Below are 25560 nucleotides of genomic sequence, written 5' to 3' on the forward strand. Positions count from 1 at the left end.
GTCGGCCTCCGCCCTCGTCGCGGAGGCCGACGGCGCGGTGGCGGGCATGGCGATCTGGTACCGCACGTACTCCACCTGGACCGGCACGCCCGGCATCCATCTCGAGGACCTCTTCGTGCAGCCCGCCGCGCGCGGACGCGGGTTCGGTCGCGATCTCCTCGCCGCCTTGGCGGCCATCGCCGTCGCCCGCGGTTACCGGCGGGTGGAGTGGGCGGTGCTCGACTGGAACGAGCCGGCGATCGCCTTCTACTGCTCGCTGGGTGCCGAGCCGATGCAGGAGTGGACGACGAACCGCCTCGCTGGCGATGCCCTCGCCACCCTGGCGGCGAGCGTCCTCGAGCGCCGCAGCTGAGCGGATCCGCGCGCCTCACCTGAGGGTGTCCTGAGAGCACCCCGGTTGTTCCAGGTGGAACCGGTTACTGCCCCGTCTTGTGGGATGACCGCCGCCGGGGGAGAGCCGCCCGGTCGTGAATCGGACGGAGGTGAGCGCACCCGTGTGGGACTTCATCGTCGAGCGTCGCGGCACGATCGCGTTCAACACCTATCAGCATGCGCTCCTGGTGGCAGAGGCCGTCGCGCTCGCGACGGTGATCGGCATCGCCCTAGCGGTGCTCGTCACGCGGCGCCCGTCGCTGAGCGGCGTGGCCACCATCGTGAGCGCCATCGGCCTGACGCTGCCGTCCTTCGCGCTCATCGGCCTGCTCCTGCCGGTGACCAGCATCGGGCCCACCACCGCCCTCGTGGCGGTCACCTTCTACGCGGTCCTCCCGATCCTGCGCAACGCGGTCACCGGCCTGCAGGGCGTGGACGCCGACCTCGTCGAGTCCGCGCGCGGCATGGGGCTGAGCGAGGTCGCCGTGCTCTGGCGGGTGCAGCTGCCCCTGGCCTGGCCGGTGATCCACGCCGGCATCCGCACCTCCACGCAGATGTCGATGGGTGTGGCAGCGATCGCCGCCCTCGTGCTCGGCCCCGGCCTGGGCGTCTACATCTACACCGGTCTCACGCAGATCGGCGGCGTCAACGCGGTGCGCTACGCCGTCGTCGGCACGGTCGGCATCGTGATCGTCGCGCTGCTGGCCGACCTGTTCCTGCTCCTGCTGGGGCGTCTCACCATCTCCCGAGGGATCCGCGCATGAGCATCGACCAGAACACCCCCACCGCGGCCTCGGCCGGTGACGCCGCCGACGGCATCGGCGACGGCACGGTCAGCGGCGCCGAGATCGTGCTCACCGACGTGGTGAAGCGCTACCCGGGCCAGAAGGCGGCCGCCGTCGACGGCCTCACGCTCACGATCCCCGCCGGCGAGATCGTCATGTTCGTCGGCCCCTCCGGCTGCGGCAAGACCACCTCGCTGAAGATGATCAACCGCCTCATCGAGCCCACCTCGGGCACGATCACCATCGACGGCGTCGACGTGCGCCAGCAGAGCGAGAACGAGCTGCGGCGCCGCATCGGCTACGTCATCCAGGGCGGCAGCCTGTTCCCGCACATGACGGTCGAGCGCAACATCGCCGTCGTCCCGAAGCTGCTCGGCTGGGACGCCGACCGCATCCGCGAGCGCGTCACCGAGCTGCTCGACCTCGTCGGCCTCGATCCCGAGCGCTATCGCGGTCGCTACCCGCGTGAGCTCTCGGGTGGTCAGCAGCAGCGTGTCGGCGTGGCCCGCGGTCTGGCGGCCGACCCGCCGGTGATCTTGATGGATGAGCCCTTCGGTGCCGTCGACCCGATCACCCGCCAGCGCCTGCAGGACGAGCTGCTCAGCATCCAGCGCGAGCTCGGCAAGACCATCGTGTGCGTCACCCACGACATCGACGAGGCGATCAAGCTCGGCGACCGCATCCTGCTGCTGCGCGAGGGCGCGCACATCGCCCAGTACGACACCCCCGAGGCCGTGCTCGCCACGCCGGCCGACGACTTCGTGGCCGACTTCGTGGGCGCCGGGTCGGCGCTCAAGGCCCTGAGCCTGGCCCGCGTGGGCGATGTCGAGCTCGTCCACCCCGTCACCGCCCGCATCGGCGAGGACGTCGCGGAGGTGCGCCGCCGCGCCGAGGCGGCCGGGGAGAGGAGCGTCGTCGTCCTCGACGAGCGCGGCCGCCCCGTGGGCTGGCCCTTCCTCCGGCAGCTGCGCGGCTCCTCGATCGTGCGTCCCGAGGGCGACCTCGTGGACGTCGACATGCGCGCCACGCTCAACGACGCCCTCGACACGATGCTCTCGAGCTCGCACGGCGGCGTGATCGTCACCGGCGATCGCAACCAGTTCCTCGGCGTCGTCGACTTCGCCTCCGTCACCGATCACGTGCGCGCCCTGGAGGCCGAGCGATGAGCGTCGCGACCACCGACGCCGGCCCGTCCGCTCCCGCGGCCGGGAGCCCGGCACCGGTCACCGGCCCGGCAGCCGAGCGCTCCTGGTGGGCACGGCTCCCGCGGGAGGACCGCGGCATGCTCATCGCCCCGCCCGTGCTCGCCGCGCTCATCCTCGGCGGCTACGCCCTGTGGCGCGGCACCGCCGACCTCGACACCACCGAGCAGCGCCAGCTGCGGTGGTCGACCGTGCGCGCGCAGTTCCTCGAGCACCTCCAGCTCACCGTGGTCGCCTCGCTGCTCGTGGTGCTCGTCGCGGTGCCGCTCGGCGTGCTGCTCACCCGCGGACGCCTGCGCCGGCTCGCGCCGGGCGTGGTGGCCGTGGCCAACATCGGCCAGGCCGCGCCGTCGCTGGGGCTCCTGGTGCTGCTCTACATCTGGCTCAACGACGCCGGCTGGACGGGCTTCGGGGTGGCCGTGCTGACGCTGACCCTCTACGGCCTGCTGCCGGTGCTGCGCAACACCATCACCGGCCTGCGCGGTGTCGACCCCACGCTCGTCGAGGCGGGGCGCGGCATCGGGATGTCGGCGTTCTCCGTGCTGGTGCGCATCGAGCTGCCGCTCGCGATCCCGGTGATCATGACGGGCCTGCGCACCGCTCTGGTCCTCGTCGTCGGCACCGCCGCGCTCGCCACCTTCATCGACGGCGGCGGACTCGGCGGCATCATCAACTCGGGCATCTCACTCTTCCGCTTCGAGGTCATGGTGGCCGGCGCCCTGCTCGTGGCCGCTCTGGCGCTCGCCGTCGAGTGGGTGGGCCGCGTGCTCGAGGTTCTCGTGCGACCGAGAGGGCTGTGATGACGTCGCGTGCCACCTTTCCCCGCCGCCGCGGGAGGGCGGGCGTCGTCCTCGCGGGCGTGTGCGCGCTCGCGCTATCGGCCTGCGGTCTGCGCACGGCCGGCGGCAACGTGCCCGACGCCGACCTGGCCGGGCCGCTGGCCCAGGCGCCCCGTCTCGACGGCGCCGAGATCAAGGTGGGGTCGAAGAACTTCTCCGAGAACATCATCCTCGGCAAGATCGCGCTGATCCTCTTCAACGCCGCGGGCGCGGAGGTCAGCGACCTCACCAACATCCCGGGCAGCGCCTCGGCGCGCCAGGCGCAGCTCTCGGGCGACATCGACGCCATGTGGGAGTACACCGGCACCGGATGGCTGCAGTACCTCACCCAGCCCGAGGCCATCAAGGACCAGACCCAGCAGTACGAGGCCGTGCGCGACCTCGACCTGAAGCGCAACAACCTCGTCTGGCTCCCGCCCGCGCCGATGAACAACACCTACGCCTTCGCCGTCACGAAGGCGACGGCGGCGAAGTACAAGATCTCGAAGCTCTCGCAGATCGCGAAGGTCCCGGCCGCCGAGCGCACCTTCTGCGTCGAGTCGGAGTTCCGTGACCGCAACGACGGCCTCGAAGGCATGCTGAAGACCTACGACGTGCCGCTGGACTCCCCGGAGGGCGTGCCGACCAAGAACCTGCGCACCTTCCAAACCGGCGCCATCTACGACGCCACCGCCTCGGGCTCGTGCACCTTCGGCGAGGTCTTCACCACCGACGGACGCATCCTCGCCCTCGACCTCGTGGTGCTCGAGGACGACCGCAAGTACTTCCCCAACTACAACGTCTCGATGGTGCTCGACTCCCGGCTCGAGCGCGAGCACCCCGAGATCGAGGACCTCCTGGCACCGGTCACCGCGAAACTCACCGACGAGGTGCTCATCAAGCTCAACGCCGAGGTCGACGTCGACGGTCGCGAGCCCACCGACGTGGCGCGCGACTGGCTGGTCGACGAGGGGTTCATCTCCCCGAGCTGAATCCGGACGACGCAGCCTCGGGCGGCGCGTAGTAGCGGACGACGTGGTGCGGCGTGAGGCCGAGGGAGTCCCAGAACGCCAGGCCCGTCGGGTTGTCGGTCTCGACGTGCAGCCAGGCCGTCAGGGCGCCCTGCTGGGTGCCCCAGTCGAGCAGCTCGGCCACGACGTCGCCGCCCAGCCCACGTCGGCGGTGGCCCGGGTCGACGGTGAGCCCGAATAGGCCGAGCCAGTCGCCGTCCAGGCGGGCCTGCGCCTCGGCCGTCGGATCGCACCCGGTGCCGATGCTGGCCGACGCCAGGGTGTCGCGCACCTCCAGCTCGACGTCGGCGCGGCGTCGTCCGAGGGCCCGGCGCACCTGCGCGATGCCGGCCAGGCGCAGCTGCGCCTCGCCGTGGGGGAGCCGACGCCAGCCGGCGGTCAACACGGCCGACTCGACGTCGGACCCGGCCTCCACGTGCAGCAGGGGATCGCGCCCGCGCGCGGTGTAGAAGGCGATCACAGCCTCCAGCGCGTCGTGCACGGACCGGCCGGGATCGCCGATCGCCAGGCAGGAGTTGGCGCGCTTGCGCGCACGCCCGACCGGCCGCGGCTCGTGGCGCAGCTGCCACTCGCCGAGCGGCACCCGCTCGAGGTCGGGCCACAGCGACGCGGTGCGCAGCTCCGCCTCGCGCACGCCCACCCGCAGGCGCGGGGGAGTGCGGGGCGGCACGGGCTTGCCCGAGACCAGGTCGCCGAGCTCGATGCGCACGGGTGCGTCGTCCGCGGGGGCCCGGTCGGGACGGATGAGGCAGTGGTCGGCCTCCCAGGCCACGCAGGTGCCGAGGAGGTCGGTGAACGCAGGACCGCCGGACGGGCCGGCCACGCCGCGCAGCAGCCGCCTGACGACCACGCGCTGACCGACCACGTGAGGGCCGAGAAGATGGCGCCCGGATTCCGGGGGTGTCGGCGCATCGGGCACGCCGGGATACTAGGCTTCGCCTGTCACGAAAGACATTCGTGTTCGTCCCACCGTCTGGTCCAGGAGGATCCGATGACCTACGTCATCTCCCAGCCGTGCGTCGACGTCAAGGACCGCGCGTGCGTCGACGAGTGTCCGGTCGACTGCATCTACGAGGGCAAGCGGATGCTCTACATCCACCCTGACGAGTGCGTCGACTGCGGCGCCTGCGAGCCGGTCTGCCCGGTCGAGGCGATCTTCTACGAGGACGACGTGCCGGAGGAGTGGAAGGACTACTACGACGCGAACGTGAAGTTCTTCGACGAGCTCGGCTCGCCCGGTGGCGCCGCGAAGATGGGCGAGATCGACGCCGACCAGGCGTTCATCGCTGCGCTGCCCCCGCAGAACCAGGACCACTGAGCACCTTGACCGGACGCAGCGCCACGAGCGGGCCGACTCCGGCCCGCTCGGGCGCACCGGTCTCCGGTCGGCTCCCCGACTTCCCGTGGGACCGGCTCGCGCCCTACGCCGAGAAGGCGCGGGCGCACCCCGGCGGCATCGTCGACCTGTCGATCGGGACGCCGGTCGACCCGACGCCCGAGGTGGCCCGAGCGGCCCTCGCAGACGCCGTCGACTCGCCCGGCTACCCCACGGTGCTGGGCATCCCCGACGTGCGCCAGGCCGTCGTCGACTGGTTGGCCGGCACCCACGGGGTGCCGGGCCTCGGCATCGACCAGGTGCTGCCGCTCATCGGCTCGAAGGAGTTCATCGCCGCCCTGCCGGCGCACCTGGGGCTCGGCCCGAACGACCTCGTGGTCTACCCCGAGCTCGCCTACCCCACCTACGAGGTGGGCGCTGCCTTCGTGGGCGCACGGGCGGTGGCCACCGACTCCCTGACCGCGCTGGGCCCCGAGACGCCGAGCCTGCTGTGGCTGAACTCGCCGTCGAACCCCTCGGGTCGGGTGCTGCCGGTTGAGCACCTGCGCAAGGTGGTCGACTGGGCGCGCGAGCGCGGCACGCTGGTGGTCTCCGACGAGTGCTACCTCGACTGCGTGTGGGAGGGCGAGGCCCGCTCGGTGCTGCACCCCGACATCTCGGGCGGCTCGAGCGAGGGCATCCTCGTCGTCCACTCGCTGTCCAAGCGCTCCAACATCGCGGGCTACCGGTGCGGCTTCGTCGCGGGTGACCGCGCGGTGATCGGCGAGCTGCTCGCCGTGCGCAAGAACCTCGGTCTGATGATGCCCGGCCCGCAGCAGCGCGCCATGGCCGCCGTGCTCGGCGACGAGCAGCACGTGGCCGAGCAGCGCGAGCGCTACCTCGCGCGCCGCACCCGCCTCCGGGCCGCCCTGGAGGCGGCCGGCTACACGATCGAGCACTCCGAGGCCTCGCTCTACCTCTGGACGACGAAGGGTCCCGCCGGCCCCGACTCTTGGCAGCTGGCCGCCGAGCTCGCCGACCTCGGCATTCTCGTGGCGCCGGGCTCCTTCTACGGCGCGGCCGGCGAGCACCACGTGCGCATCGCGCTCACCGCCACCGACGAGCGCGTCGACGCCGCTGTCGCACGGCTCGCCGCGCGCTGACGGAGCGCGTCCGAGGGTCAGCGAGCCGAGCCGACGCCTGCCTGCACCCGCGGCGCGCTGCCAGGTTGACCGGCATGACGAATCGCGCCTCTCGGGTCGCGCTGGTCCTCGTGCTCCCCATCGCTCTCGCGGCGCCGCTGGTGCCCGGATCCAGACGGGATTCCTTGTCGGCGACGAGTGTCGCGTGGTAGCGACCGGACGTCGGGTGGTCCCCTCGAAGGGATACGACTGCGACCTCTACTGCGAGGTGAGCGACGACTACGCCCTCTACCGGTTGCGCTTCACCCCGCAGTCCGGGCGGCTGGTCGGCTCGTCGATCTTCAACCTCTTCCGGCCGGAAGCCTGACTCCATGCCTCGAGCGGCCGGGGTGCACTGAGGGGCCTTGAACCCAGTGACCGGCCGGCCCGATCGCACCCACGCGGATCGCCGCCTCGGGCAGCGCGCATCGCTACGATCGCGGTCATGCGATCTCGTCTCGGGGCCCTGATCCTCACGCTGGCCGCCACCGTGGCTGTCTCCGTCGCCGCTCCCAGCGTGGCCGAGCCGGCGACGCGCTCGGACACTGCTCGCGCGGCGCAGGGCGTCGCCCCGCTCCCGGTGGCGGCGATCGAGGCCCGCACCCGGCGGATCCTGATCTTCGCCGACCGCGGCGATGCCGCATCGGTGCGCTCCTTCGCCACCCCGGCGGTCTCGACCTTCCTCCTCGACCGCACCTGGTCGGTGGGCCCGTACGACATCGACTGCCGGCGCAGCGTCGCGAGTCGGCCCGGCGACCCGGTCTACGCGTGCCGCATCGTCGGCAGCGCCTTCCCCGGCAACAGCGCCGTGCGGGTCGAGGACCGCGCCTACTGGCTCTACCTGCGCCACACCAGCGAGGGGTGGACGGCGACCGCCCGCCGCCTCATCGGCGGTGAGGCCACCCGCAACCTCGTCGCGGTCGAGCAGCGGCTCACCGCCCGACGCGACCGGCTCTTCGACCTCGCCCTCGCTCGGCGCTTCGACGAGATGAAGGGCGAGGCCTCGACGGCGGTCATCGACGACCTGCGCACCTACGACCAGGAGGTCGTCGACGGCCGGCGTCCGGCCGTGTTCGGGGGCTGCAGCCGGATCGTGCGCAGCGACCGGTCGAGCGGCGAGTACGCGTGCTCCTGGTACGTCAGCGGCCTGGGCGAGAACCTGTTCGCGGTGGTCGACAAGGTCCGCGGTCGCCTGATCTTCAGCGCCCTCTACCTGCACGAGTGACCTGCTGCGCCGGCCCGGCCCGGCCCGGCTCAGCGGAACACGTCGATGTGCACGTGGTCGCGGTGCTCCAGCACCGCCCGGTCGCCGGGGCGGTCGGGGGCGTCGTAGGCGCGCCACCCGGCTCGACCTGCGGTCCAGATGCGCCCGTCGAAGATGATCGTGCGGATCTCGAGGCGCGCCGCGTTGGCCACGGCCCACTGGGCCAGGGCCCAGCCCTGTCGCTTGTTGACGGCGTTGACGGGGCGGAAGAACACGTCCACCGCGCGACCCTCGTAGTGCGCCGAGCCGGGGATGTGTCCGGTGCTCACCCCGCCGGGGGCGTAGCCGCCGAGCGAGAGCCGCCCGAAGGTGTCGAGCATCTCCAGGCGCACGGCGTCGGCGCGAGCGGTGAGGCCCGACGGCGTCAGCTCGGAATCGGACGACGGCGCCCCGCCGTCCAGGTCGCAACTGAACGCGGCGGGGGAGTTGCCGGTGAGCGCCGAGGCGAGCACGCGGCCGTCGTCCTCGTGGTCGGCGTAGGCGTTGGGGAACGCCGAGCGCTGCACCTCCTGGGCGGCCACGGTGATCTCGAGGTCCTCGTAGCCGTCGACCTTCACGAGCGCGTCGTAGAAGGCGTTGGTGGCGTAGACCGGATCGAGCAGCTCGTCGCGGCTGCCCCATCCCTGCGAGGGGCGTTGCTGGAACAGGCCCACCGAGTCGCGGTCCCCGTAGTCGATGTTCTCGAGCTTCGACTCCTGATAGGCGGTGGCCAGCGCGATCGAGACCGCCCGGGCGGGCAGCTCGCGGCGCACCGCGATCGCGGCGATGAGCGAGGCGTTCTCGGCCTGCTCGGCGCTGATCTCCACGCGCTGATCGCCGACGGTGACCTCGCAGTCGCCGCTCGCCCCACCCGTGATGGTGTTCGTGACGCGCAGCACGGCGATCCCGACCGCGGCCACCACCGCCACCACGGTCAGGCCGATCACGACGTTGAGTGCACCTCGTCCCACAGCCCCCAGTCTGTCGGGACGGTGGTAAGGCTTGCCTGAGGAGCTCAGAGGAACATCCCGAGAATCGATGCGGCGGCGCCGGTGGGCCGGCTCAGTTGGCGTGCAGGGCGGCGTTGAGCGCGATGCCCTCGCCCTTCCACGGCACGGCCTCCACCGCGCCGCTCACCGAGTTGCGGCGGTAGAGCACGTTGCTGGCCCCCGAGAGCTCGCGCGCCTTGACCACCCGCGGCTCCTGGCCGGGCTCGATCACGGTGACCTTGGTGCCCGCGGTCACGTAGCAGCCGGCCTCCACCACGCAGTCGTCGCCCAGCGAGATGCCGATGCCGGCGTTGGCGCCCAGCAGGCAGCGCTGGCCGATCGAGACGACCTCCTTGCCGCCGCCCGAGAGCGTGCCCATGATCGAGGCGCCACCGCCCACGTCGGAGCCGTCGCCCACGACGACGCCGGCCGAGATGCGGCCCTCGACCATCGAGGCGCCCAGCGTTCCGGCGTTGAAGTTCACGAAGCCCTCGTGCATCACGGTGGTGCCCTCGGCCAGGTGCGCGCCGAGACGCACGCGGTCGGCGTCCGCGATGCGCACACCGCTCGGGATCACGTAGTCGACCAGGCGCGGGAACTTGTCGACGCCATGGACCGTGACGTGCTGCCCGGAGGCCTTCAGGCGTGCCCGGGTGAGCTCGAAGCCTTCGATCGCGCAGGGGCCGGCCGAGGTCCACACCACGTTGGTGAGCAGGCCGAAGACACCGTCGAGGTTCTGCCCGTGCGGGGCGACCAGCCGGTGCGAGAGCAGGTGCAGGCGCAGCCACACCTCCACCGTGGACGACGGCGCCTCGCCGAGGTCGGACACCTCGACGAGCTCGACGCGGCGCGTCACCCCGCGGGCGTCGTCGCCGCCCTCGAGCGCGGTGAGCTCGGCCGGTGCGACGGCGTCGGCGGGCCTCTCGCCGAGCGCCGGGGTCGGGAACCAGGCGTCGAGCACGGTCGTGTTGTCGGCGGCGTAGGTGGTCAGGCCGTAGCCCCATGCGGCGGTCACGTGCGCTGAGTCTAGGGCGTCGTGGCGTCGGCGCGGTGGTCGGGCAAGATGGCGCCGTGCCGCCCACCTGCCGACCCGCCAGGGCGCCGCGCGCCCGGCGCCGGGTGGCCGCGCTGCTCGCCGTGCTCGCCGCTGTGGCCGCTCTCGTCGCGGCCGGCGCCGCCCCCGCGGCGGCCCACGCCAGTTTGGTGGGCAGCGACCCGCGCGACGGTGCGGTGCTGCAGCAGGCGCCCTCGTCGGTCACGTTGCGCTTCGACGAGCCCGTCGACGTTGTCCCGGGGGCCGTGCGGCTGCGCCTGCCCTCGGGCGACTCGGTGGCGCTCGAGGCCGAGGTCGACGCCGGGGGGCGTGCCGTCACGGCCGGCCTGCCCGCTGCGCTGGCCGAGCGCCTACGCGGCACGGTCGCGCTGCGTTGGCGGGTGGTCTCCGACGACGGCCATCCGCTCGCGGGCGTGCTGGTTTTCTCAGTGGGCGCGGCCTCCGGGAGCGTCTCTGCCGCCGACCTGCTGCCCGACGGCGGTGCGGTGCCCGTCGTCCAGGCGGTGGTGCACGGGGTGGGTTACGCGGCCCTGCTGCTGGCCGGCGGCCTCACCCTCTTCCTCGTGTGGACGACGCGCGCCACCCGCCTGCCCGCGCCGCTCCGCGCCCGGCTGCGTCGCGTGCTCGGGGTCGCCGCCGGCACAGCGATCGGTGCGTGGGCGGTCGCGGTGCCGCTCGCCGGCGCCTACCGCATCGGCCTCGGGCTGGGCGAGATCCTCGATCCGGCCGTGCTCGACCCCGATCTCGTGGGCTCCGACGTGCTCGTGCTGGGCCTGGTGGCGCTGGGACTCGTCGCCGCGCTGTGGACGACGCGAGGTGATCCCGCGGCCGCGCGCCCGCCGGCGCAGCCCTCGGTGCCGCTGGGCGTGGCCGCAGCGGCCGGCGTGTGGGCGCCCGCGCTGGTCGGTCACTCCCGCGCCTACGAGCCGAGCGCCCTGCTGGTGCTCACCGACGCGCTGCACCTCACCGCCGGGGCCGCCTGGTTCGGCGGACTCGTCGGCCTCGCCCTGACGCTGCCTGCGCTGGCCGGTCGTCCGCGCGACGCGGCCGGGGTGCTCAGCGCCTTCTCCTCGCTGGCCGCCGGGCTGCTGGTGGCCGTCGCGATCACCGGGACCCTGCAGGGCTGGCGGATCCTCGGCTCCTGGGAGCTGCTCGTCTCCGACACCTACGGCCGGCTGCTGCTGGTGAAGGTGGCCCTCGCCGGCGTCGTCGCGCTGCTGGCCGCGCACAACCGCTGGCGCCTGCTGCCCGCCGTCCTCGCGGACGACGGCCACGCCGCCCGGCGTGCCGCCGCACAGCGGGTGGGTCGAGCGGTCGCGGTGGAGGCCGTCGTCGTCGTGGGGCTGCTGGGGGTCACCGGGTTCCTCACGCAGGCCGCGCCCGAGGGCGACGCCGTGCCCGGCGCTGCCGCTACGGCGCGGCAGTGAGGAACAGGAACGCCGCCATCAGCACCAGGTGCACCGCGCCGTTGAGCGGCTTCGCGCGGCCCGGCACCACCGTGAGCACGCCGACGACGGCGGAGAGGAACAGCAGCGTGAGCTGCAGCGGCTCCAGCCCGAGCGCGAGGTCGCCCTCCAGCCAGATCGAGGCCACCGCGATCGCGGGGATCGTGAGGCCGATGGAGGCGATCGCCGAGCCGTAGGCGAGGTTGAGGCTGATCTGCACGCGATCGCGCAGCGCCGCCCGCACCGCCGCGATGCTCTCGGGCAGCAGCACGAGCAGCGCGATCACCACACCCACGGTGGCCTGGGGCAGGCCGAGCGCGCCGACGGCGTCCTCGATGGGGTAGCTCTCGACCTTCGCCAGCCCCACCACGGTGACGAGCGCGAGCACCAGGAGGCCGAAGCTCGTCCAGGTCTCCTTGTCGCTCGGCGGGTCGGCGTGGCCGTCCTCGTCGAGGTCGTTGGCCGGGGGAGCGGTGGCGCCGGGCGCGGTGGGCACCGGCAGGAAGAAGTCGCGGTGGCGCACGGTCTGGGTGAAGACGAAGGATGCGTAGAGCGCCAGCGAGGCCACTGCTGCGAAGGCCAGCTGGGAGCCGCTGAAGACGGGCCCCGGCTCGCTCACCGTGAAGGTCGGCACCACGAGCGTCAGCCCGGCCAGTGCGACCACCGTCGCCAGGGCCGATCCGGTGCCCTCGGCGTTGAAGACCGCCAGGTGGTGGCGCAGCGCGGCGACGAGCAGCGAGATGCCGACGATGCCGTTGAGCGTGATCATCAGCGCGGCGAAGACGGTGTCGCGGGCCAGGGTGGCAGTCTCGCCGCTGCCGGAGGCCATGAGGGTGACGATGAGGCCGACCTCGATCGTCGTCACGGCCACGGCGAGGATCAGCGAACCGAACGGCTCACCCACCCGGTGGGCGACGACCTCGGCGTGGTGGACGCCGGCCACGACCGCCCCGATCAGCGCGACGCCGACGAGGGAGGCGACGAGGGGGCCGGGCTTGCTGCCCCAGGTGAAGGCCAGCACGACCGCGGCCAGGGGCGGCATGACGGCGGCCCACCCGTATCGTCCCGCTGCAGCGCCCATGCTCAGGACCCTAGCGGGGGCGGTGGTAGCGGTGGGGTGCCGCTGATGGCCGTCCGGGCTGGATGCGCCCGTAGAATCCGGGTCATGTCCGCGCTCTCCGTCGAGTCCGTCTTCCCTCGCCTCGAGCCGCACCTGCTGTCGGTCTCGAAGCCGATCCAGTACGTCGGCGGCGAGCTCAACATGGTCTCGAAGCCGTGGGACGACGCCGAGGTGCGCTGGGTGCTCATGTACCCCGACGCCTACGAGGTCGGCCTGCCCAACCAGGGCGTGCAGATCCTCTACGAAGTGCTCAACGAGCGCCCGTGGATCCTCGCCGAGCGCACCTACGCGGTGTGGCCCGACCTCGAGAAGGTCCTGCGCGAGAACGACATCCCCCAGTTCACCGTCGACGCCCACCGCCCCGTCGGCGCCTTCGACCTGTTCGGCGTCAGCTTCTCCACCGAGCTCGGCTACACCAACATGCTCACCGCACTCGACCTCGCCGGCATCCCGCTGCACGCCGTCGACCGCACCGAGGACCACCCCGTGGTCATCGCCGGCGGCCACGCGGCCTTCAACCCCGAGCCGATCGCCGACTTCATCGACGCCGCCGTGCTGGGCGACGGCGAGGAGGTCGTGCTGAAGATCAGCGAGCTCGTGCGTGAGTGGAAGGGCGAGGGCCGACCCGGCGGGCGCCAGGAGCTGCTGCGCCGCCTGGCGGTGTCCGGATCGGTGTACGTGCCGCAGTTCTACGAGGCGCACTACGGCGCGGACGGCGCGATCGCGGCCGTCGTCCCCACGCACCCCGAGGCGCCCGAGCGCGTGCGCAAGCACACGCTCATGGACCTCGACCAGTGGCCCTACCCGCGCAACCCCCTCGTGCCGCTGGCCGAGACCGTGCACGAGCGCTTCAGCGTGGAGATCTTCCGCGGCTGCACCCGCGGCTGCCGCTTCTGCCAGGCCGGCATGATCACCCGCCCGGTGCGCGAGCGCTCGATCGAGACCATCGGCGACATGGTCGAGAACGGCATCCGCAAGACCGGCTTCGAGGAGGTCGGCCTGCTCTCGCTCTCCAGCGCCGACCACACCGAGATCGCCGACGTCGCCACCGGCCTCGCCGACCGCTACGACGGCACCAACGTGTCGCTCTCGCTGCCGAGCACCCGCGTCGACGCCTTCAACATCACCCTCGCCAACGAGTTCTCGCGCAACGGGCGCCGCTCGGGCCTCACCTTCGCCCCCGAGGGCGGCAGCGACCGCATGCGCGCGGTGATCAACAAGATGGTGAACGAGGAGGAGATCATCCGCACCGTCGCGGCCGCCTACAGCCACGGCTGGCGCCAGGTGAAGCTCTACTTCATGTGCGGTCTGCCCACCGAGACCGACGACGACGTCCTCCAGATCGCCGAGCTCGCCAAGCGCATCATCGCCACCGGCCGCGAGGTCTCGGGTCGCAACGACATCCGCTGCACCGTCTCGATCGGCGGGTTCGTGCCCAAGCCCCACACCCCGTTCCAGTGGGCCGCGCAACTCGACCACGAGACCACCGACGAGCGTCTGCGCCTGCTCCGCGAGGCCGTGCGCGCCGACAAGCGCTACGGCCGCGCCATCGGGTTCCGCTACCACGACGGCCAGCCCGGCGTCGTCGAGGGGCTGCTCTCGCGCGGCGACCGTCGCGTCGGTCGCGTGATCGAGGAGGTCTGGCGCGACGGCGGCCGCTTCGACGGCTGGAGCGAGCACTTCTCCTTCGAGCGCTGGATGGCCGCCGCCGAGCGCGGCCTCGCCGGCACCGGCGTGGACGTCGCGTGGTTCACCACCCGCGAGCGCACCTACGACGAGGTCCTGCCCTGGGACCACCTCGACTCCGGTCTCGACAAGGACTGGCTCTGGGCCGACTGGGAGGACGCCCTCGCCACCGCCGACGGCGCCGACATCGAGGTCGAGGACTGCCGCTGGACGCCCTGCTACGACTGCGGCGTGTGTCCTGAGATGGGCACCGAGATCCAGATCGGACCCACCGGGCAGAAGCTGCTGCCGCTCTCGGTCGTCTGAGCCCAGCGCCACCTGTCCACCGGGCGCGTGCCTGCGTGGGCGGTGCGTGGCGCGTGCGGCGCTGTAACACGCCGTCCACCCGTCTTGTCGCCGGTTGTCGGTCGTTCAGCGCCCGAGTTCGGCCCATGAACGACTGACAACTGTCACCTAGTCGGGTGGACGGCGTGTTACAACCCGCCGCGGCCGGTCGCTGAGGCTCATCTCCGGCTCATCCGCGACGCCTCACGGCGATCCGAGCGCCCGCTCGACGAGGCGGACGGCGTCCTCGCGGGAGAGGCCGAGGGCGGTGACCCGCTCGGCGTAGGCGCGGGCGGCGGCGCGCGCCTCGGCGTCCACGCCGGAGCCCGCCACGAAAGTGCCGGCGCGACCGCGGGTGTCGAGCACGCCGTCGACCTCCAGCTCACGGTAGGCGCGGGCGACGGTGTTGGCGGCGATCCCCAGCACGGCGGCGAGCGCCCGCACGGTCGGCATGCGGGTGCCCGCGGCCAGGCTCCCGGACGACGCCTGCTCGCTCACCTGGCGACGCAGTTGCTCGAAGGGCGGCTCGGCGGCGTCGGCGTCCACGTGGAGCATCGGGCCGGTCATGGGTCCATGCTCGCAAATGCACCGCAGGACGCGACGACGCCGCGGCGCGGGGACTGCCTCCTGCTCGGAGGCCGTCGTCCACGCCGCGGCGTCGCGGTGAGGCGGGTCGTCAGAGGACGGGCGCGGTGAGCTTCGTGTCGCTCGTGACGTAGCAGACGATGTGGTCGCCGACGCCGATGTCGTCGGGCGTCTCGGTGATCGCCTTGAAGTCCAGCGGCGGCCGCACGGCGTCGAGCTGCTGCAGCTGGTCCTCGTCCACGAGCGACGCGCAGATGCTGGCGCTCTGGTCCTTCGCCGCGTCGAGGTTCTCGGCGGTGACCTCGGTGGTGGCGATGATCTCGCCGTCGTGCTTCTCGGTGCAGTCCTTCTCGAGCAGCACGATGGTGTCGGGGTTGTCGTCGCTGGTGTTGAAGCACTGGCCGGCCTCCGCCTCGTCGAGGCTGATGGCCGACTGGGCGAAGACCGCGATGGCGATGCCGCCGCCGATGAGGCCGATCGTGGCGAGGACGCCGATCGCCAGGCCCGCGATCGCGAGACCGCGCCCCTTGCGCTGGCCGCCCTTGGTGCGGCGGATGCCGACGATGCCGAGCACCACGGCGACGGGGCCGGTGCAGCACAGCAGCGCGGTGACGAGTGAGGCGATCGAGACGCCGTCGGTCTTGGGCGGCAGTTCGTTGCCGAAGGGTGCCGGCGCGCCGTAGCCGCCGAAGGATCCCGGCGGGGGCGGGGCGCCGTAGCCGCCGGGCTGGGCGGGCGGGGGCGGCGGGTAGCCGCCCGGCTGGCCGCCCGGGGCGCCGTAGGGGTTGCTCGGGCCGCCGTAGGGGTTGCCGCCGCCGGGACCCCCGGGAGCACCGCCGGGAGTGCTGCCTGCGGGGTCGCCCGCGCTCGGGTTGCCCGCGGGGTCCTTCTTGAAGGGGTCGTCGCCCTGGGACCCGTAGGGATTGTCGCTGCCGCCGTTGCCGCCGTAAGGATCGCTCACGCGCGTCACCCTAAGGGTTGATGTCGGGCGCGGGGCCACCCGTGATCGGCGCGCCGCCGCGCCACTACGCTCTCGCGGGTGCCCCGCAACCAGCCCGAGCAGCAGGCGCCTCCCGTCCAGCGCATCCGCATCCGCTACGCCAAGCGGGGTCGGCTGCGCTTCACGAGCCACCGCGACGTGAGCCGCGCGGTCGAGCGTGCGGTCGCCCGCGCGGGCATCCCGATGGCGTACTCGTCGGGCTTCCACCCGCACCCGCGCATCTCCTACGCGGGCGCCGCACCGACGGGCGCGGCGAGCGAGAGCGAGTACGTCGAGCTCGGCCTCGCCGCGGTACGCGAGCCGGCCGAGGTCGGAGCCGCCCTCGACGCCGTCCTGCCCGACGGGCTCGACGTCGTCACGGTCGTGGACGGCGCGACGTCGCTGCCCGGCTCGCTGTCCGACCTGCTCACCGGCAGCAGGTGGCTGCTGGAGCCCACCGACACCGATCCCGCGGTGCTCGCCGCCCAGGTGCAGCGCTTCCTTGCCGAGGAGTCGGTGGAGGTCGAGCGGATGACGAAGAAGGGTCTGCGCACCTTCGACTGCCGTGCCGCGGTCGTGGCCTTCGGGCCGCGGGAGGGCTCGTCGTCCGGTGCTCTCGAGCTGCTGCTCGAGCACGCGACCCCGGCCGTGCGCCCCGACGACGTCCTCACCGGCGTGCGGCTGGTGGCCGCAGCGGACGCCACACCGACCGTGTTGCTGACCCGTCTCGAGCAGGGCGTGCTCGATCGTGCCGCGGCCGCGCTGGCCGACCCGCTCGCCACACGCTGACCGCGCCCGACCTCGCCCTCTCGGCGGCCGGATCGCGCCCTGTCGGCGGCCGGATCGCGCCCTGTCGCCGCTCCACGGCTGACCCCTCGGCGGGGGGCGGGGGAGCGTGGGAGATGGGGCTCGCCGAGGCGGTGTGCGATACTCGCCACAGGTTCGCAACCTGCACGTTCCACAGAACGGTGCGGGACGTAACCGACGACGTTCTCGCCGCCCGGCGACCCTGACCGGACGGCACAGTGGGACCAGCACCACCCGACGCGACGCACAGCGCGACCGCGGCAGGTGGCCCGCGGGTGCCCGGTGACGCGCAGTGCGGAGGGTGTCGTCCCACGAAGGCTTTACGGCGCGTGGCCGCTCGCGGCAGGCGCCGACGACACCCCGGCGCGCGAGCGTCGGGTGAGGAGCAGCGCTCATGACCGACGCATCCAACGAGAACCCGACCGCGCCCGAGAGCGCCGAGAGCCCCGAGGGCGACGGAGCGGCCCCGGCGAAGAAGACCGCGAAGCGGGCCCCGGCCAAGAAGGCGCCCGCGAAGAAGGCGGCCGCCAAGAAGACCGCGGCGAAGAAGACCGCCGAGAAGCCCCCTGCCAAGCGTGCCGCGAAGAAGGCCGCGGCCCCGAAGGCCGCGGACCCCGCTCCTGCCGAGGCTCCTGCGGACGCCCCCGTCGAGGTGGCAGCCGAGGCCGGCGACGCGATCGCCGAGGCCGCGGCTCCCGCCCCGGCGAAGAAGACCGCGGCCAAGAAGACGGCCGCCAAGAAGACCGCCGCCAAGAAGACCGCCGCGAAGAAGGCGCCTGCCAAGCGCGCCGCGAAGAAGACCGCTGCGCCCGCCGACGAGCAGCTCGCGCTCGACGACGAGGCGACTGCTGCGCCCGCGGCCCCCGACGAGGCTGCGACGGACGAGGCCAATGCCGCCGGCGCACCCGCCGTCCTCTTCCAGCCCCCCGCTCCGCTGACGCCGGCGACGGTCGCCGTGCCCGAGGAGGCCGCTGCTGACGCCGCCGCGGACGACGACGCCCCGGCGGCCGAGGACGCTGAGGGCACCGAGGTCGCTGAGGACGCTGAGGACGCCGCCGCCGAGGGCGCCGAGGTGGCGACCGACGCCGCCGAGGCCGAGGCCGACGAGACCGACGCCGACGAGTCCGACGGGGACGAGTCCGACGGCGACGAGACCGACGGGGACGAGAGCGACGAGACCGAGGGCTCCGGCCCGGGCTCGGGCGCGCGCCGTCGTCGCCGCCGCGGTGGACGTCGCCGGCGCAAGCCGGCCGGCGAGCACGCGGGCGAGCAGTCCGAGGCCTCCGCCGACGCGGGCGGTGCGACCGACTCCGACGCCACCGCGGGCTCCCAGGACGCCGCAGCCGTGGCTGACAGCAACGGTGCCGCGACCGCCAAGAGCGGCAGCGCCGACGGTGCCGACGGTGCCGACGGTGCCGACGAGCAGGGCGAGTCAGGCGACGCCGAGGCCGGCGAGGGCCAGGGCGGCGGTTCGTCGTCGCGTCGTCGTCGTCGGCGCCGCCGTGCGGGCGAGGGCGGCGGCGACGAGGGTGACGACGAGAACACCGTCACCCGGGTGCGCAAGCCCCGCAACCCCGAGGACGAGATCACCGCCGTGGCCGGCTCGACCCGGCTGGAGGCCAAGAAGCAGCGCCGCCGCGAGGGCCGCGAGGCGGGTCGCCGCCGGGCGCCGATCGTGAGCGAGGCCGAGTTCCTCGCCCGCCGCGAGTCGGTCGATCGCGTCATGGCCGTGCGCCAGCGCAAGGACCTCACCCAGATCGCGGTGCTCGAGGACAAGGTGCTCGTGGAGCACTACGTGGCCCGCGAGTCGCAGACCTCGATGATCGGCAACGTCTACCTCGGCCGGGTGCAGAACGTGCTGCCCTCGATGGAGGCGGCCTTCATCGACATCGGCAAGGGCCGCAACGCAGTGCTCTACGCCGGCGAGGTGAACTGGTCGGCGCTCGGGCACAAGGACGGCCAGCCCCGCAAGATCGAGTCGGTGCTGCAGTCGGGCCAGACCGTGCTCGTGCAGGTCACCAAGGACCCCATCGGTCACAAGGGTGCGCGTCTCACCAGCCAGGTCAGCCTGGCCGGTCGCTTCCTCGTCTACGTGCCCGACGGCACCACCTCGGGCATCTCGCGCAAGCTCCCCGACACCGAGCGGGCCCGCCTGAAGGCCCTGCTGAAGGAGATCGTGCCCGAGACGGCCGGCGTCATCGTGCGCACCGCGGCCGAGGGCGCCTCGGAGGAGGAGCTCACCCGCGACGTCGAGCGGCTCACCTCGCGCTGGGAGGCCATCGAGGCCAAGGTCGCCAAGGGCAACGCCCCGCAGCTGCTCTACGGCGAGCCCGACCTCACCCTCAAGGTCGTGCGCGACCTGTTCACCGAGGACTTCTCCAAGCTCGTCGTGCAGGGCGACGACGTGTGGGCCACGGTCAAGGACTACGTGGAGGGGGTGGCCCCCGACCTGCTCGACCGCGTCGAGCACCACGTGCCCGACGCCCAGACCCCCGACCTGTTCACCGTCCACCGCATCGACGAGCAGATCGCCAAGGGCCTCGACCGCAAGGTGTGGCTGCCCTCGGGCGGCTCGCTCATCATCGATCGCACCGAGGCGATGACGGTCGTCGACGTCAACACCGGCAAGTTCACCGGCTCCGGGGGCAACCTCGAGGAGACGGTCACCAAGAACAACCTGGAGGCGGCCGAGGAGATCGTGCGCCAGCTGCGGCTGCGCGACATCGGCGGCATCATCGTCGTCGACTTCATCGACATGGTGCTGGAGTCCAACCGCGACCTCGTGCTGCGCCGCCTCGTCGAGTGCCTGGGCCGCGACCGCACCCGCCACCAGGTCGCCGAGGTCACCTCCCTCGGCCTCGTGCAGATGACCCGCAAGCGCATCGGCACCGGCCTGGTGGAGGCCTTCAGCGAGAACTGCAGCCACTGCCAGGGCCGCGGCATCGTCGTCCACGAGCTGCCCGTGGAGCCCAAGCGCTCGCCCCAGGGCGGCGGCCAGCAGGGTGGCGACGGTGACGGTGAGCGTCGGGGACGACGCCGCCGCGGTCGTGGCGGCCAGGACGGCGAGGGTGCCGTCGAGGCTCCCAAGCCGGTGCCGTCGCCGAAGGACGTCGCCGCGATGGCCAAGCCGGCCCCCGAGGACGCCCCGGACGTCGCCGAGGCCGCGCCGGCTCCGGACGTCGAGGCGCCGGCTCCCGCCGCGACCGGCGAGACCGCCCAGGACCTGCTCGACGGCGCGGTGGAGGCCGCGCAGGAGGCGGCCCAGGGCGGCGCCGACGTGGTCACCGAGGCCACGCTCGAGCCGGTCGAGCCCGAGCCCATCCCCGAGCCCACGCCCCCGGCCGCCCCTGCGCCGGCCGCGGAGATCGCCCCCGAGCCCGAGGCCGACCCCGTGCCGGCGTCCGGGACGCGGGTGACCACGCGGACCCGTCGCGCGGCCGCCACCCGTCCGGCCGGTCAGCCCGCCGAGGGCACCGTGGCGATCGTGGTGGCGGAGCCGACCGCCGCCGAGGCGCCCAGCGCGCCGGAGACGCCGAGCGCGCCGCCGCCGAAGGTCACCACCCGCACCCGCACCCGTTCGGCGCGGACGACGCCCGGCGCCCAGTCGGCCCCGACAGCGTCGTCGTCCGACTCGCCGGGGTCGGCGCCCGAGTCCGGACCGGCCGACGGCGAGGCCGGCGAGCCCTCGATCGAGCACGTCCCGGTCAAGAAGAAGGGCGGCGCCCGCAAGCGCTGAGCCCACCGCGGGCCGGCCGCGTCCTCGCGAGGAGGCGGCCTGCCCGGCAGGGTGGCGGCCCCGACCCCGCTCGTTTTGCACGGGGAGGGGCCCACCCGTAGCATGGAACCTCGTTGCACGCTTCGGCGTGCCCTGTCTGTGCGGCGCCGCTTCCGGCGTTGCGCCCCAGACCACCGACCCGAACGACCTGTAGTACCGACGAAGGAGACCGCGGTGTACGCGATCGTGCGCGCTGGCGCCAAGCAGCAGAAGGTTGCCGTGGGCGACGTCATCGAGATCGACAAGGTCGCGACCCCGGTCGGTCAGACCCTCACCCTCCCGGTCGTCCTGGCCGTCGACGGCGAGTCGGTCACCTCCACCGGCCTCGACAAGGCCGCCGTCACCGTCGAGGTGCTCGGCGCCGCCAAGGGCCCGAAGATCGTCATCCAGAAGTACAAGAACAAGACCGGCTACAAGACGCGCCAGGGTCACCGCCAGAAGTACACCCAGGTCAAGGTCACCGACATCTCGCTCTGAGCCCCACCCGCTCCGGCACTCTTCCAAAGGACTGAATCGATGGCACACAAGAAGGGCGCGGCGTCCACCCAGAACGGCCGCGACTCCAACGCCCAGCGCCTCGGCGTCAAGCGCTTCGGCGGCCAGGTCGTCAACGCCGGCGAGATCATCGTCCGTCAGCGCGGCACCCACTTCCACCCGGGCGCCGGTGTCGGCCGCGGTGGCGACGACACCCTCTTCGCGCTCGTCCCGGGTGCCGTCGAGTTCGGCACGCGTCGCGGCCGTCGGGTCGTCAACGTCGTCCCCTCCGAGTGACGGCGCTGCGCGCAGCCTGACCTCTGCAGCTTCATCCGAAGGGCGCCCCGGACTCGGGGCGGCCTTCGGTGTTTTCGCTCCGCTGTTCTCCTCCTGCTCCTCTCACGAAAGACTCCCGCCATGGCCGTGCCCACCTTCGTCGACCGCGTGGTCCTGCACGTCTCGGCCGGCCGCGGCGGCAACGGCGTGGCCTCCGTGCACCGTGAGAAGTTCAAGCCGCTCGGCGGCCCCGACGGCGGCAACGGCGGCCCGGGCGGATCGGTGATCCTGCGCGTCGACCCCGGCGTCACCACGCTGCTCGACTACCACCACAGCCCGCGGCGCCGCGCCGGCCACGGCGGCCACGGCGCCGGCGATCGTCGCAACGGCGCCCACGGCGAGGACCTCGTGCTCGCCGTGCCCGCCGGCACGGTCGTCAAGCACCGCAACGGCGAGGTGATGGCCGACCTCGTCGCGCCCGGCACCGAGCTCGTCGTCGCCCAGGGCGGTCGCGGCGGTCTGGGCAACGCCGCGCTGGCCTCCAAGGCGCGCAAGGCGCCCGGCTTCGCGCTGCTCGGCGAGCCCGGCGACGAGCTGGAGCTGGTGCTCGAGCTCAAGGTCGTCGCCGATATCGGCCTCGTCGGCTTCCCGAGCGCCGGCAAGTCGAGCCTGATCGCCGCGATCTCCCGGGCGCGGCCGAAGATCGCCGACTACCCCTTCACCACCCTCGTGCCGAACCTCGGCGTGGTCACCGCCGGTGAGACCACGTTCACCGTGGCCGACGTGCCCGGCCTGATCGAGGGTGCGGCCGAGGGGCGCGGACTCGGGCACGACTTCCTGCGCCACATCGAGCGCTGTGCCGCGATCGTGCACGTGCTCGACACCGCAACCATGGAGCCGGGTCGCAATCCCGCCGACGACCTCGAGGTGATCGAGGACGAGCTGCGCCGCTACGGCGGCCTCGAGGACCGCCCGCGCCTCGTCGTCCTCAACAAGGTGGACGTGCCCGACGGGCGCGGCATCGCCGAGCTCGTCATCGACGAGCTGCGCCAGCGCGACCTGCGCGTCTTCGAGGTCTCGGCTGTCTCGGGCGAGGGCACGCGCGAGCTGATCTTCGCCATGGCCGAGATCGTGCTCGAGGCCCGCCGCGCGAAGGCCACCGAGATCCCCGCCCGCATCGTGGTGCGCCCCAAGGCGGTGGACGACGACGGCTTCACCGTGCGCCCCACCGGCGCCGGCTGGCGGGTGGTGGGTGTCAAGCCCGAGCGCTGGGTGCGTCAGACCGACTTCAGCAACGACGAGGCGGTGGGCTACCTGGCCGACCGGCTCAACCGCCTGGGCGTCGAGGCCAAGCTGCTGCAGCTCGGTGCGGAGGAGGGCGACGCGGTGCTGATCGGGCCCACCGACGACGCGGTCGTCTTCGACTTCAAGCCCGGCATCGACGCCGGCGCGGAGATCCTGTCGCGCCGCGGCGAGGACGACCGCTTCCACGAGGAGCGTCCGGCGGCCACCCGTCGCCGCGAGATCCAGGAGGCGCTCGGGGACCGCGCGGAGGGCGAGACCCGCGCCGACGTCGCCCGCCGCATCGACCGCCCCGACGTGTACGGACCCACCTCCTACCAGATCGGCTCCGAGGAGGACCCCGACGCGCGGCCGGCCGTCAGCGACGACGAGGCCTGGCTGGAGGAGGACCCCGGTGAGTGATGCGGGTGCCGCCGTCCGCGACGCGGTCACCCAGGCGCGCCGCGTGGTGGTCAAGGTCGGGTCGTCGTCGCTGACCACCGCCGCGGGCGGCATCGATCCCGGTCGGGTCGAGGCGCTGGTCGACGTCCTCGCCGCCGCGCGCGGGCGCGGTGCCGAGGTGGTGCTCGTCTCCTCGGGCGCCATCGCCGCAGGCCTCGCGCCCCTCGGGCTGCGTCGGCGTCCGCGTGGCCTGGCCGCCCAGCAGGCGGCGGCCTCGGTGGGCCAGGGCCTGCTCGTGCACCGCTACACCGAGGAGCTCGCGCGCCACGGCCTCACCGCGGGCCAGGTGCTGCTCACCCTGGACGACGTGACCCGCCGCTCGCACTACCGCAACGCCCACCAGACGCTGGCGACCCTGCTCGAGCTGGGCGTGATCCCGATCGTCAACGAGAACGACACCGTGGCCACGAGCGAGATCCGCTTCGGCGACAACGACCGCCTCGCCGCGCTGGTGGCGCACCTCGTGCAGGCCGACCTGCTCGTGCTGCTGAGCGACGTCGACGGCCTCTACGACGGCCCGCCCTCGCGCGAGGGCACCCGGCTCATCTCCGACGTGCGGGGGCGCGCGGACCTCGCGGAGGTCGAGATCGGCTCGGTCGGCTCCGCAGGCGTCGGCACCGGCGGCATGGTCACCAAGGTGGAGGCCGCCTCGATCGCCACCGGCGCCGGCATCCCCGTGGTGCTCACCTCGGCCGGCCGGGCCGCCGCCGCCCTGGCCGGCGAGGCCGTGGGCACGCTGTTCCACGCCACCGGCAAGCGCCGTCCGGCCCGGCTGCTGTGGCTGCGGCACGCCACCGAGGGCAAGGGTGCGCTCGTGCTCGACGCGGGCGCCGTGCGGGCGGTGGTCGACAAGCGCGCCTCGCTGCTGCCGGCCGGCATCACGGCTGTGCGCGGCGAGTTCGGCGCGGGCGACCCCGTCGACCTCGTGGACGCCGACGGCCGCCCGGTCGCGCGCGGCCTCGTCAACTTCGACGCCGCCGAGCTGCCCGCGCTGCTCGGCCGTTCCACCAAGGAGCTGCGCCGCGAGCTCGGCGCGGCCTACGAGCGCGAGGTCGTGCACCGCGACGCGCTCGTCGTGCTGTGACGTGCGCGGGGCGGGGTCGTGGCCGTCGCCGGCCCGCTCCGCGCCGCGGTCCGCTGCCCGTAGGCTGGGCCCTGCCATGAGCCGCACCGTCTACCTCGACCACGCCGCGACCACGCCGATGGTCCCTGCGGCGCTCGAAGCCATGACGCGCCAGCTGGCCGTGGTCGGCAACCCCAGCTCGTTGCACGCCTCCGGACGCCGGGCCCGCCGCGTCGTCGAGGAGGCCCGCGAGCAGATCGCCGCCGCCATCGGCTGCCGCCCGGGCGAGATCGTGTTCACCTCCGGCGGCACCGAGGCCGACAACCTGGCCGTCAAGGGCATCACCTGGGCCCGGCAGGGCGGGGAGTCCGATCGCCGCCTCGTCCTCGCCAGCGCTGTGGAGCACCACGCGGTGCTCGACCCGCTGCAGTGGCTCGTGGAGGCCGGCGAAGCCGACCTCGAGCTGCTCGCGGTGGGCGACGACGGTCGCCTCGACCTCGATCGCTACGCCGCCGCGCTCGAGCGCGACCCGCGGGTGGTGGCCCTGGTGTCGGTGATGTGGGCCAACAACGAGAGCGGCGCCGTGCAGCCGCTCGCCGAGGTCGTGCGCCTCGCCCACGAGCACGGCATCCCCGTGCACTCCGACGCCGTGCAGGCGCTCGGCGTCCTCCCGCTCGACGTCGCCGCCAGCGGGCTCGACGCCGTGACGATCACCGGCCACAAGGTCGGTGGGCCCGTGGGCGTCGGCGCGCTCGTGGTGCGTCGCGAGGTCGGCGTCACCCCGCTGCTGCACGGCGGCGGCCAGGAGCGCGACCTGCGCAGCGGCACCCTCGACGTGCCGGCGATCGCTGGCTTCGCCGCCGCGGTGGAGCAGGCGGTGGCCCAGCAGGCAGCGCACGCTGCCCGCCTCGCCGACCTGCGCGAGCTGCTCGTGCGCGGTCTGCGCGCGGCCGTCCCCGACGTCGTCGTCAACGGCCCGGCCGAGGCGTTCGCCGCCGACGGGTCGCCGCTGCGGCTGCCCGGCGTCGTCCACGCCTCCTTCCCCGGCTGCGAGGGCGACTCCCTGCTCATGCTGCTCGACGCCCGCGGCATCGAGTGCTCCACCGGCTCGGCCTGCTCGGCCGGCGTGCCCCAGGCTTCGCACGTGCTGCTCGCCATGGGCCGCGAGGACGACGAGGCCCGCTCGTCGCTGCGGTTCTCGCTCGGGCACACCTCCACCGCCGACGACGTCGCCGCCGTGGTGGCCGCGATCGCGCCGTGCGTGGAGCGCGCCCGCGCCGCGAGGGCCTGAGC

At 73.4% G+C, this 25560-nt stretch carries 24 protein-coding genes; 18 read left to right on the plus strand and 6 right to left on the minus strand.

What is annotated here, in order from left to right; genetic code table 11:
• From ACERUN_RS09340 to ACERUN_RS09360, 5 genes are all read left to right on the plus strand, one after another.
• Nucleotides 1–352, plus strand: a 352-nt coding sequence (locus ACERUN_RS09340; RefSeq protein WP_370289630.1) for an N-acetyltransferase family protein, incomplete at its 5' end; no start/stop codon positions are given.
• A 130-nt stretch (nucleotides 353–482) separates the two neighbouring features.
• Complete coding sequence (locus tag ACERUN_RS09345) at nucleotides 483–1136, plus strand: ABC transporter permease (RefSeq protein ID WP_370289631.1); 654 nt, start codon at nucleotides 483–485, stop codon at nucleotides 1134–1136.
• The gene (locus ACERUN_RS09350) at nucleotides 1133–2323 is read left to right on the plus strand and encodes an ATP-binding cassette domain-containing protein (RefSeq protein WP_370289632.1); all 1191 of its coding nucleotides are present in this window, start codon (nucleotides 1133–1135) and stop codon (nucleotides 2321–2323) included. Before ACERUN_RS09345 ends, ACERUN_RS09350 begins: the two co-directional genes overlap by 4 nt.
• Complete coding sequence (locus ACERUN_RS09355; protein WP_370289633.1) at nucleotides 2320–3159, plus strand: ABC transporter permease; 840 nt, start codon at nucleotides 2320–2322, stop codon at nucleotides 3157–3159. Before ACERUN_RS09350 ends, ACERUN_RS09355 begins: the two co-directional genes overlap by 4 nt.
• Nucleotides 3159–4169 carry a glycine betaine ABC transporter substrate-binding protein gene (locus ACERUN_RS09360; protein WP_370289634.1) on the plus strand — a complete coding sequence of 337 codons (1011 nt, stop codon included), beginning with the start codon at nucleotides 3159–3161 and terminating at the stop codon, nucleotides 4167–4169. The genes ACERUN_RS09355 and ACERUN_RS09360 overlap by 1 nt, the downstream gene beginning before the upstream one ends.
• Here the strand turns inward: ACERUN_RS09360 and ACERUN_RS09365 are convergent.
• Nucleotides 4153–5127 (minus strand): GNAT family N-acetyltransferase, encoded by a 975-nt coding sequence (locus tag ACERUN_RS09365; RefSeq protein ID WP_370289635.1) that lies wholly within the window; start codon nucleotides 5125–5127, stop codon nucleotides 4153–4155. The two genes, ACERUN_RS09360 and ACERUN_RS09365, sit on opposite strands and share 17 nt — an antisense overlap.
• Nucleotides 5128–5199: 72 nt before the next feature.
• Here ACERUN_RS09365 and fdxA point away from each other — a divergent pair, with 72 nt between their 5' ends.
• The 4 genes from fdxA (at nucleotide 5200) to ACERUN_RS09385 (ending at nucleotide 7929) form a co-directional block, all read left to right on the plus strand.
• Nucleotides 5200–5526 (plus strand): ferredoxin, encoded by a 327-nt coding sequence (gene fdxA, locus ACERUN_RS09370; protein WP_370289636.1) that lies wholly within the window; start codon nucleotides 5200–5202, stop codon nucleotides 5524–5526.
• Nucleotides 5527–5531: 5 nt separating this feature from the next.
• Nucleotides 5532–6686 carry a succinyldiaminopimelate transaminase gene (gene dapC, locus ACERUN_RS09375; RefSeq protein WP_370289637.1) on the plus strand — a complete coding sequence of 385 codons (1155 nt, stop codon included), beginning with the start codon at nucleotides 5532–5534 and terminating at the stop codon, nucleotides 6684–6686.
• Nucleotides 6687–6870: 184 nt separating this feature from the next.
• Complete coding sequence (locus ACERUN_RS09380; protein ID WP_370289638.1) at nucleotides 6871–7032, plus strand: hypothetical protein; 162 nt, start codon at nucleotides 6871–6873, stop codon at nucleotides 7030–7032.
• A gap of 117 nt (nucleotides 7033–7149) precedes the next feature.
• Nucleotides 7150–7929 carry a hypothetical protein gene (locus ACERUN_RS09385; protein ID WP_370289639.1) on the plus strand — a complete coding sequence of 260 codons (780 nt, stop codon included), beginning with the start codon at nucleotides 7150–7152 and terminating at the stop codon, nucleotides 7927–7929.
• Between the two features lie 29 nt (nucleotides 7930–7958).
• Here ACERUN_RS09385 and ACERUN_RS09390 read toward each other — a convergent pair whose 3' ends face one another.
• A complete protein-coding gene (locus ACERUN_RS09390) occupies nucleotides 7959–8918 on the minus strand; it encodes a hypothetical protein (RefSeq protein ID WP_370289640.1) in 960 nt (319 codons plus the stop codon).
• A gap of 91 nt (nucleotides 8919–9009) precedes the next feature.
• Nucleotides 9010–9951, minus strand: coding sequence for a 2,3,4,5-tetrahydropyridine-2,6-dicarboxylate N-succinyltransferase (gene dapD, locus ACERUN_RS09395; protein WP_370289641.1), 942 nt, complete (start codon nucleotides 9949–9951; stop codon nucleotides 9010–9012).
• Nucleotides 9952–10007: 56 nt separating this feature from the next.
• Here dapD and ACERUN_RS09400 point away from each other — a divergent pair, with 56 nt between their 5' ends.
• Entirely contained in the window at nucleotides 10008–11417 is a 1410-nt protein-coding gene (locus ACERUN_RS09400; RefSeq protein ID WP_370289642.1) for a copper resistance protein CopC, read from the plus strand.
• Here the strand turns inward: ACERUN_RS09400 and ACERUN_RS09405 are convergent.
• Nucleotides 11401–12516: a calcium:proton antiporter gene (locus ACERUN_RS09405; RefSeq protein ID WP_370289643.1), complete on the minus strand. Its 1116-nt coding sequence runs from the start codon at nucleotides 12514–12516 to the stop codon at nucleotides 11401–11403. The genes ACERUN_RS09400 and ACERUN_RS09405 overlap by 17 nt on opposite strands.
• Nucleotides 12517–12600: 84 nt before the next feature.
• Here ACERUN_RS09405 and ACERUN_RS09410 point away from each other — a divergent pair, with 84 nt between their 5' ends.
• The gene (locus ACERUN_RS09410; RefSeq protein WP_370289644.1) at nucleotides 12601–14547 is read left to right on the plus strand and encodes a TIGR03960 family B12-binding radical SAM protein; all 1947 of its coding nucleotides are present in this window, start codon (nucleotides 12601–12603) and stop codon (nucleotides 14545–14547) included.
• A gap of 222 nt (nucleotides 14548–14769) precedes the next feature.
• Here ACERUN_RS09410 and ACERUN_RS09415 read toward each other — a convergent pair whose 3' ends face one another.
• Together ACERUN_RS09415 and ACERUN_RS09420 are read right to left on the minus strand one after the other, a co-directional pair.
• The gene (locus tag ACERUN_RS09415) at nucleotides 14770–15132 is read right to left on the minus strand and encodes a GntR family transcriptional regulator (RefSeq protein ID WP_370289645.1); all 363 of its coding nucleotides are present in this window, start codon (nucleotides 15130–15132) and stop codon (nucleotides 14770–14772) included.
• A 109-nt stretch (nucleotides 15133–15241) separates the two neighbouring features.
• Nucleotides 15242–16111: a DUF4190 domain-containing protein gene (locus ACERUN_RS09420; RefSeq protein WP_370289646.1), complete on the minus strand. Its 870-nt coding sequence runs from the start codon at nucleotides 16109–16111 to the stop codon at nucleotides 15242–15244.
• Between the two features lie 78 nt (nucleotides 16112–16189).
• On the opposite strand from ACERUN_RS09420, the gene ACERUN_RS09425 reads away from it, so the two are divergent.
• The 7 genes from ACERUN_RS09425 to ACERUN_RS09455 all read left to right on the plus strand — a co-directional run bounded on the left by ACERUN_RS09425 (nucleotide 16190) and on the right by ACERUN_RS09455 (nucleotide 25558).
• Nucleotides 16190–16918 (plus strand): TIGR03936 family radical SAM-associated protein, encoded by a 729-nt coding sequence (locus ACERUN_RS09425; protein WP_370289647.1) that lies wholly within the window; start codon nucleotides 16190–16192, stop codon nucleotides 16916–16918.
• A 412-nt stretch (nucleotides 16919–17330) separates the two neighbouring features.
• The gene (locus ACERUN_RS09430) at nucleotides 17331–20672 is read left to right on the plus strand and encodes an Rne/Rng family ribonuclease (RefSeq protein WP_370289648.1); all 3342 of its coding nucleotides are present in this window, start codon (nucleotides 17331–17333) and stop codon (nucleotides 20670–20672) included.
• Between the two features lie 213 nt (nucleotides 20673–20885).
• Nucleotides 20886–21188: a 50S ribosomal protein L21 gene (gene rplU, locus ACERUN_RS09435; protein ID WP_370289649.1), complete on the plus strand. Its 303-nt coding sequence runs from the start codon at nucleotides 20886–20888 to the stop codon at nucleotides 21186–21188.
• Between the two features lie 39 nt (nucleotides 21189–21227).
• Complete coding sequence (gene rpmA, locus ACERUN_RS09440) at nucleotides 21228–21482, plus strand: 50S ribosomal protein L27 (RefSeq protein WP_370289650.1); 255 nt, start codon at nucleotides 21228–21230, stop codon at nucleotides 21480–21482.
• Between the two features lie 120 nt (nucleotides 21483–21602).
• The gene (gene obgE / locus ACERUN_RS09445; protein ID WP_370289651.1) at nucleotides 21603–23165 is read left to right on the plus strand and encodes a GTPase ObgE; all 1563 of its coding nucleotides are present in this window, start codon (nucleotides 21603–21605) and stop codon (nucleotides 23163–23165) included.
• Nucleotides 23158–24288 carry a glutamate 5-kinase gene (gene proB / locus ACERUN_RS09450; RefSeq protein ID WP_370289652.1) on the plus strand — a complete coding sequence of 377 codons (1131 nt, stop codon included), beginning with the start codon at nucleotides 23158–23160 and terminating at the stop codon, nucleotides 24286–24288. The genes obgE and proB overlap by 8 nt, the downstream gene beginning before the upstream one ends.
• Nucleotides 24289–24364: 76 nt before the next feature.
• Nucleotides 24365–25558, plus strand: a complete 1194-nt coding sequence (locus ACERUN_RS09455; protein ID WP_370289653.1) for a cysteine desulfurase family protein — start codon at nucleotides 24365–24367, stop codon at nucleotides 25556–25558.
• Nucleotides 25559–25560 lie beyond the last annotated feature (2 nt).

Source organism: Nocardioides sp. (genome assembly GCF_964229035.1).
Classification (GTDB): Bacteria; Actinomycetota; Actinomycetes; order Propionibacteriales; family Nocardioidaceae; genus Nocardioides.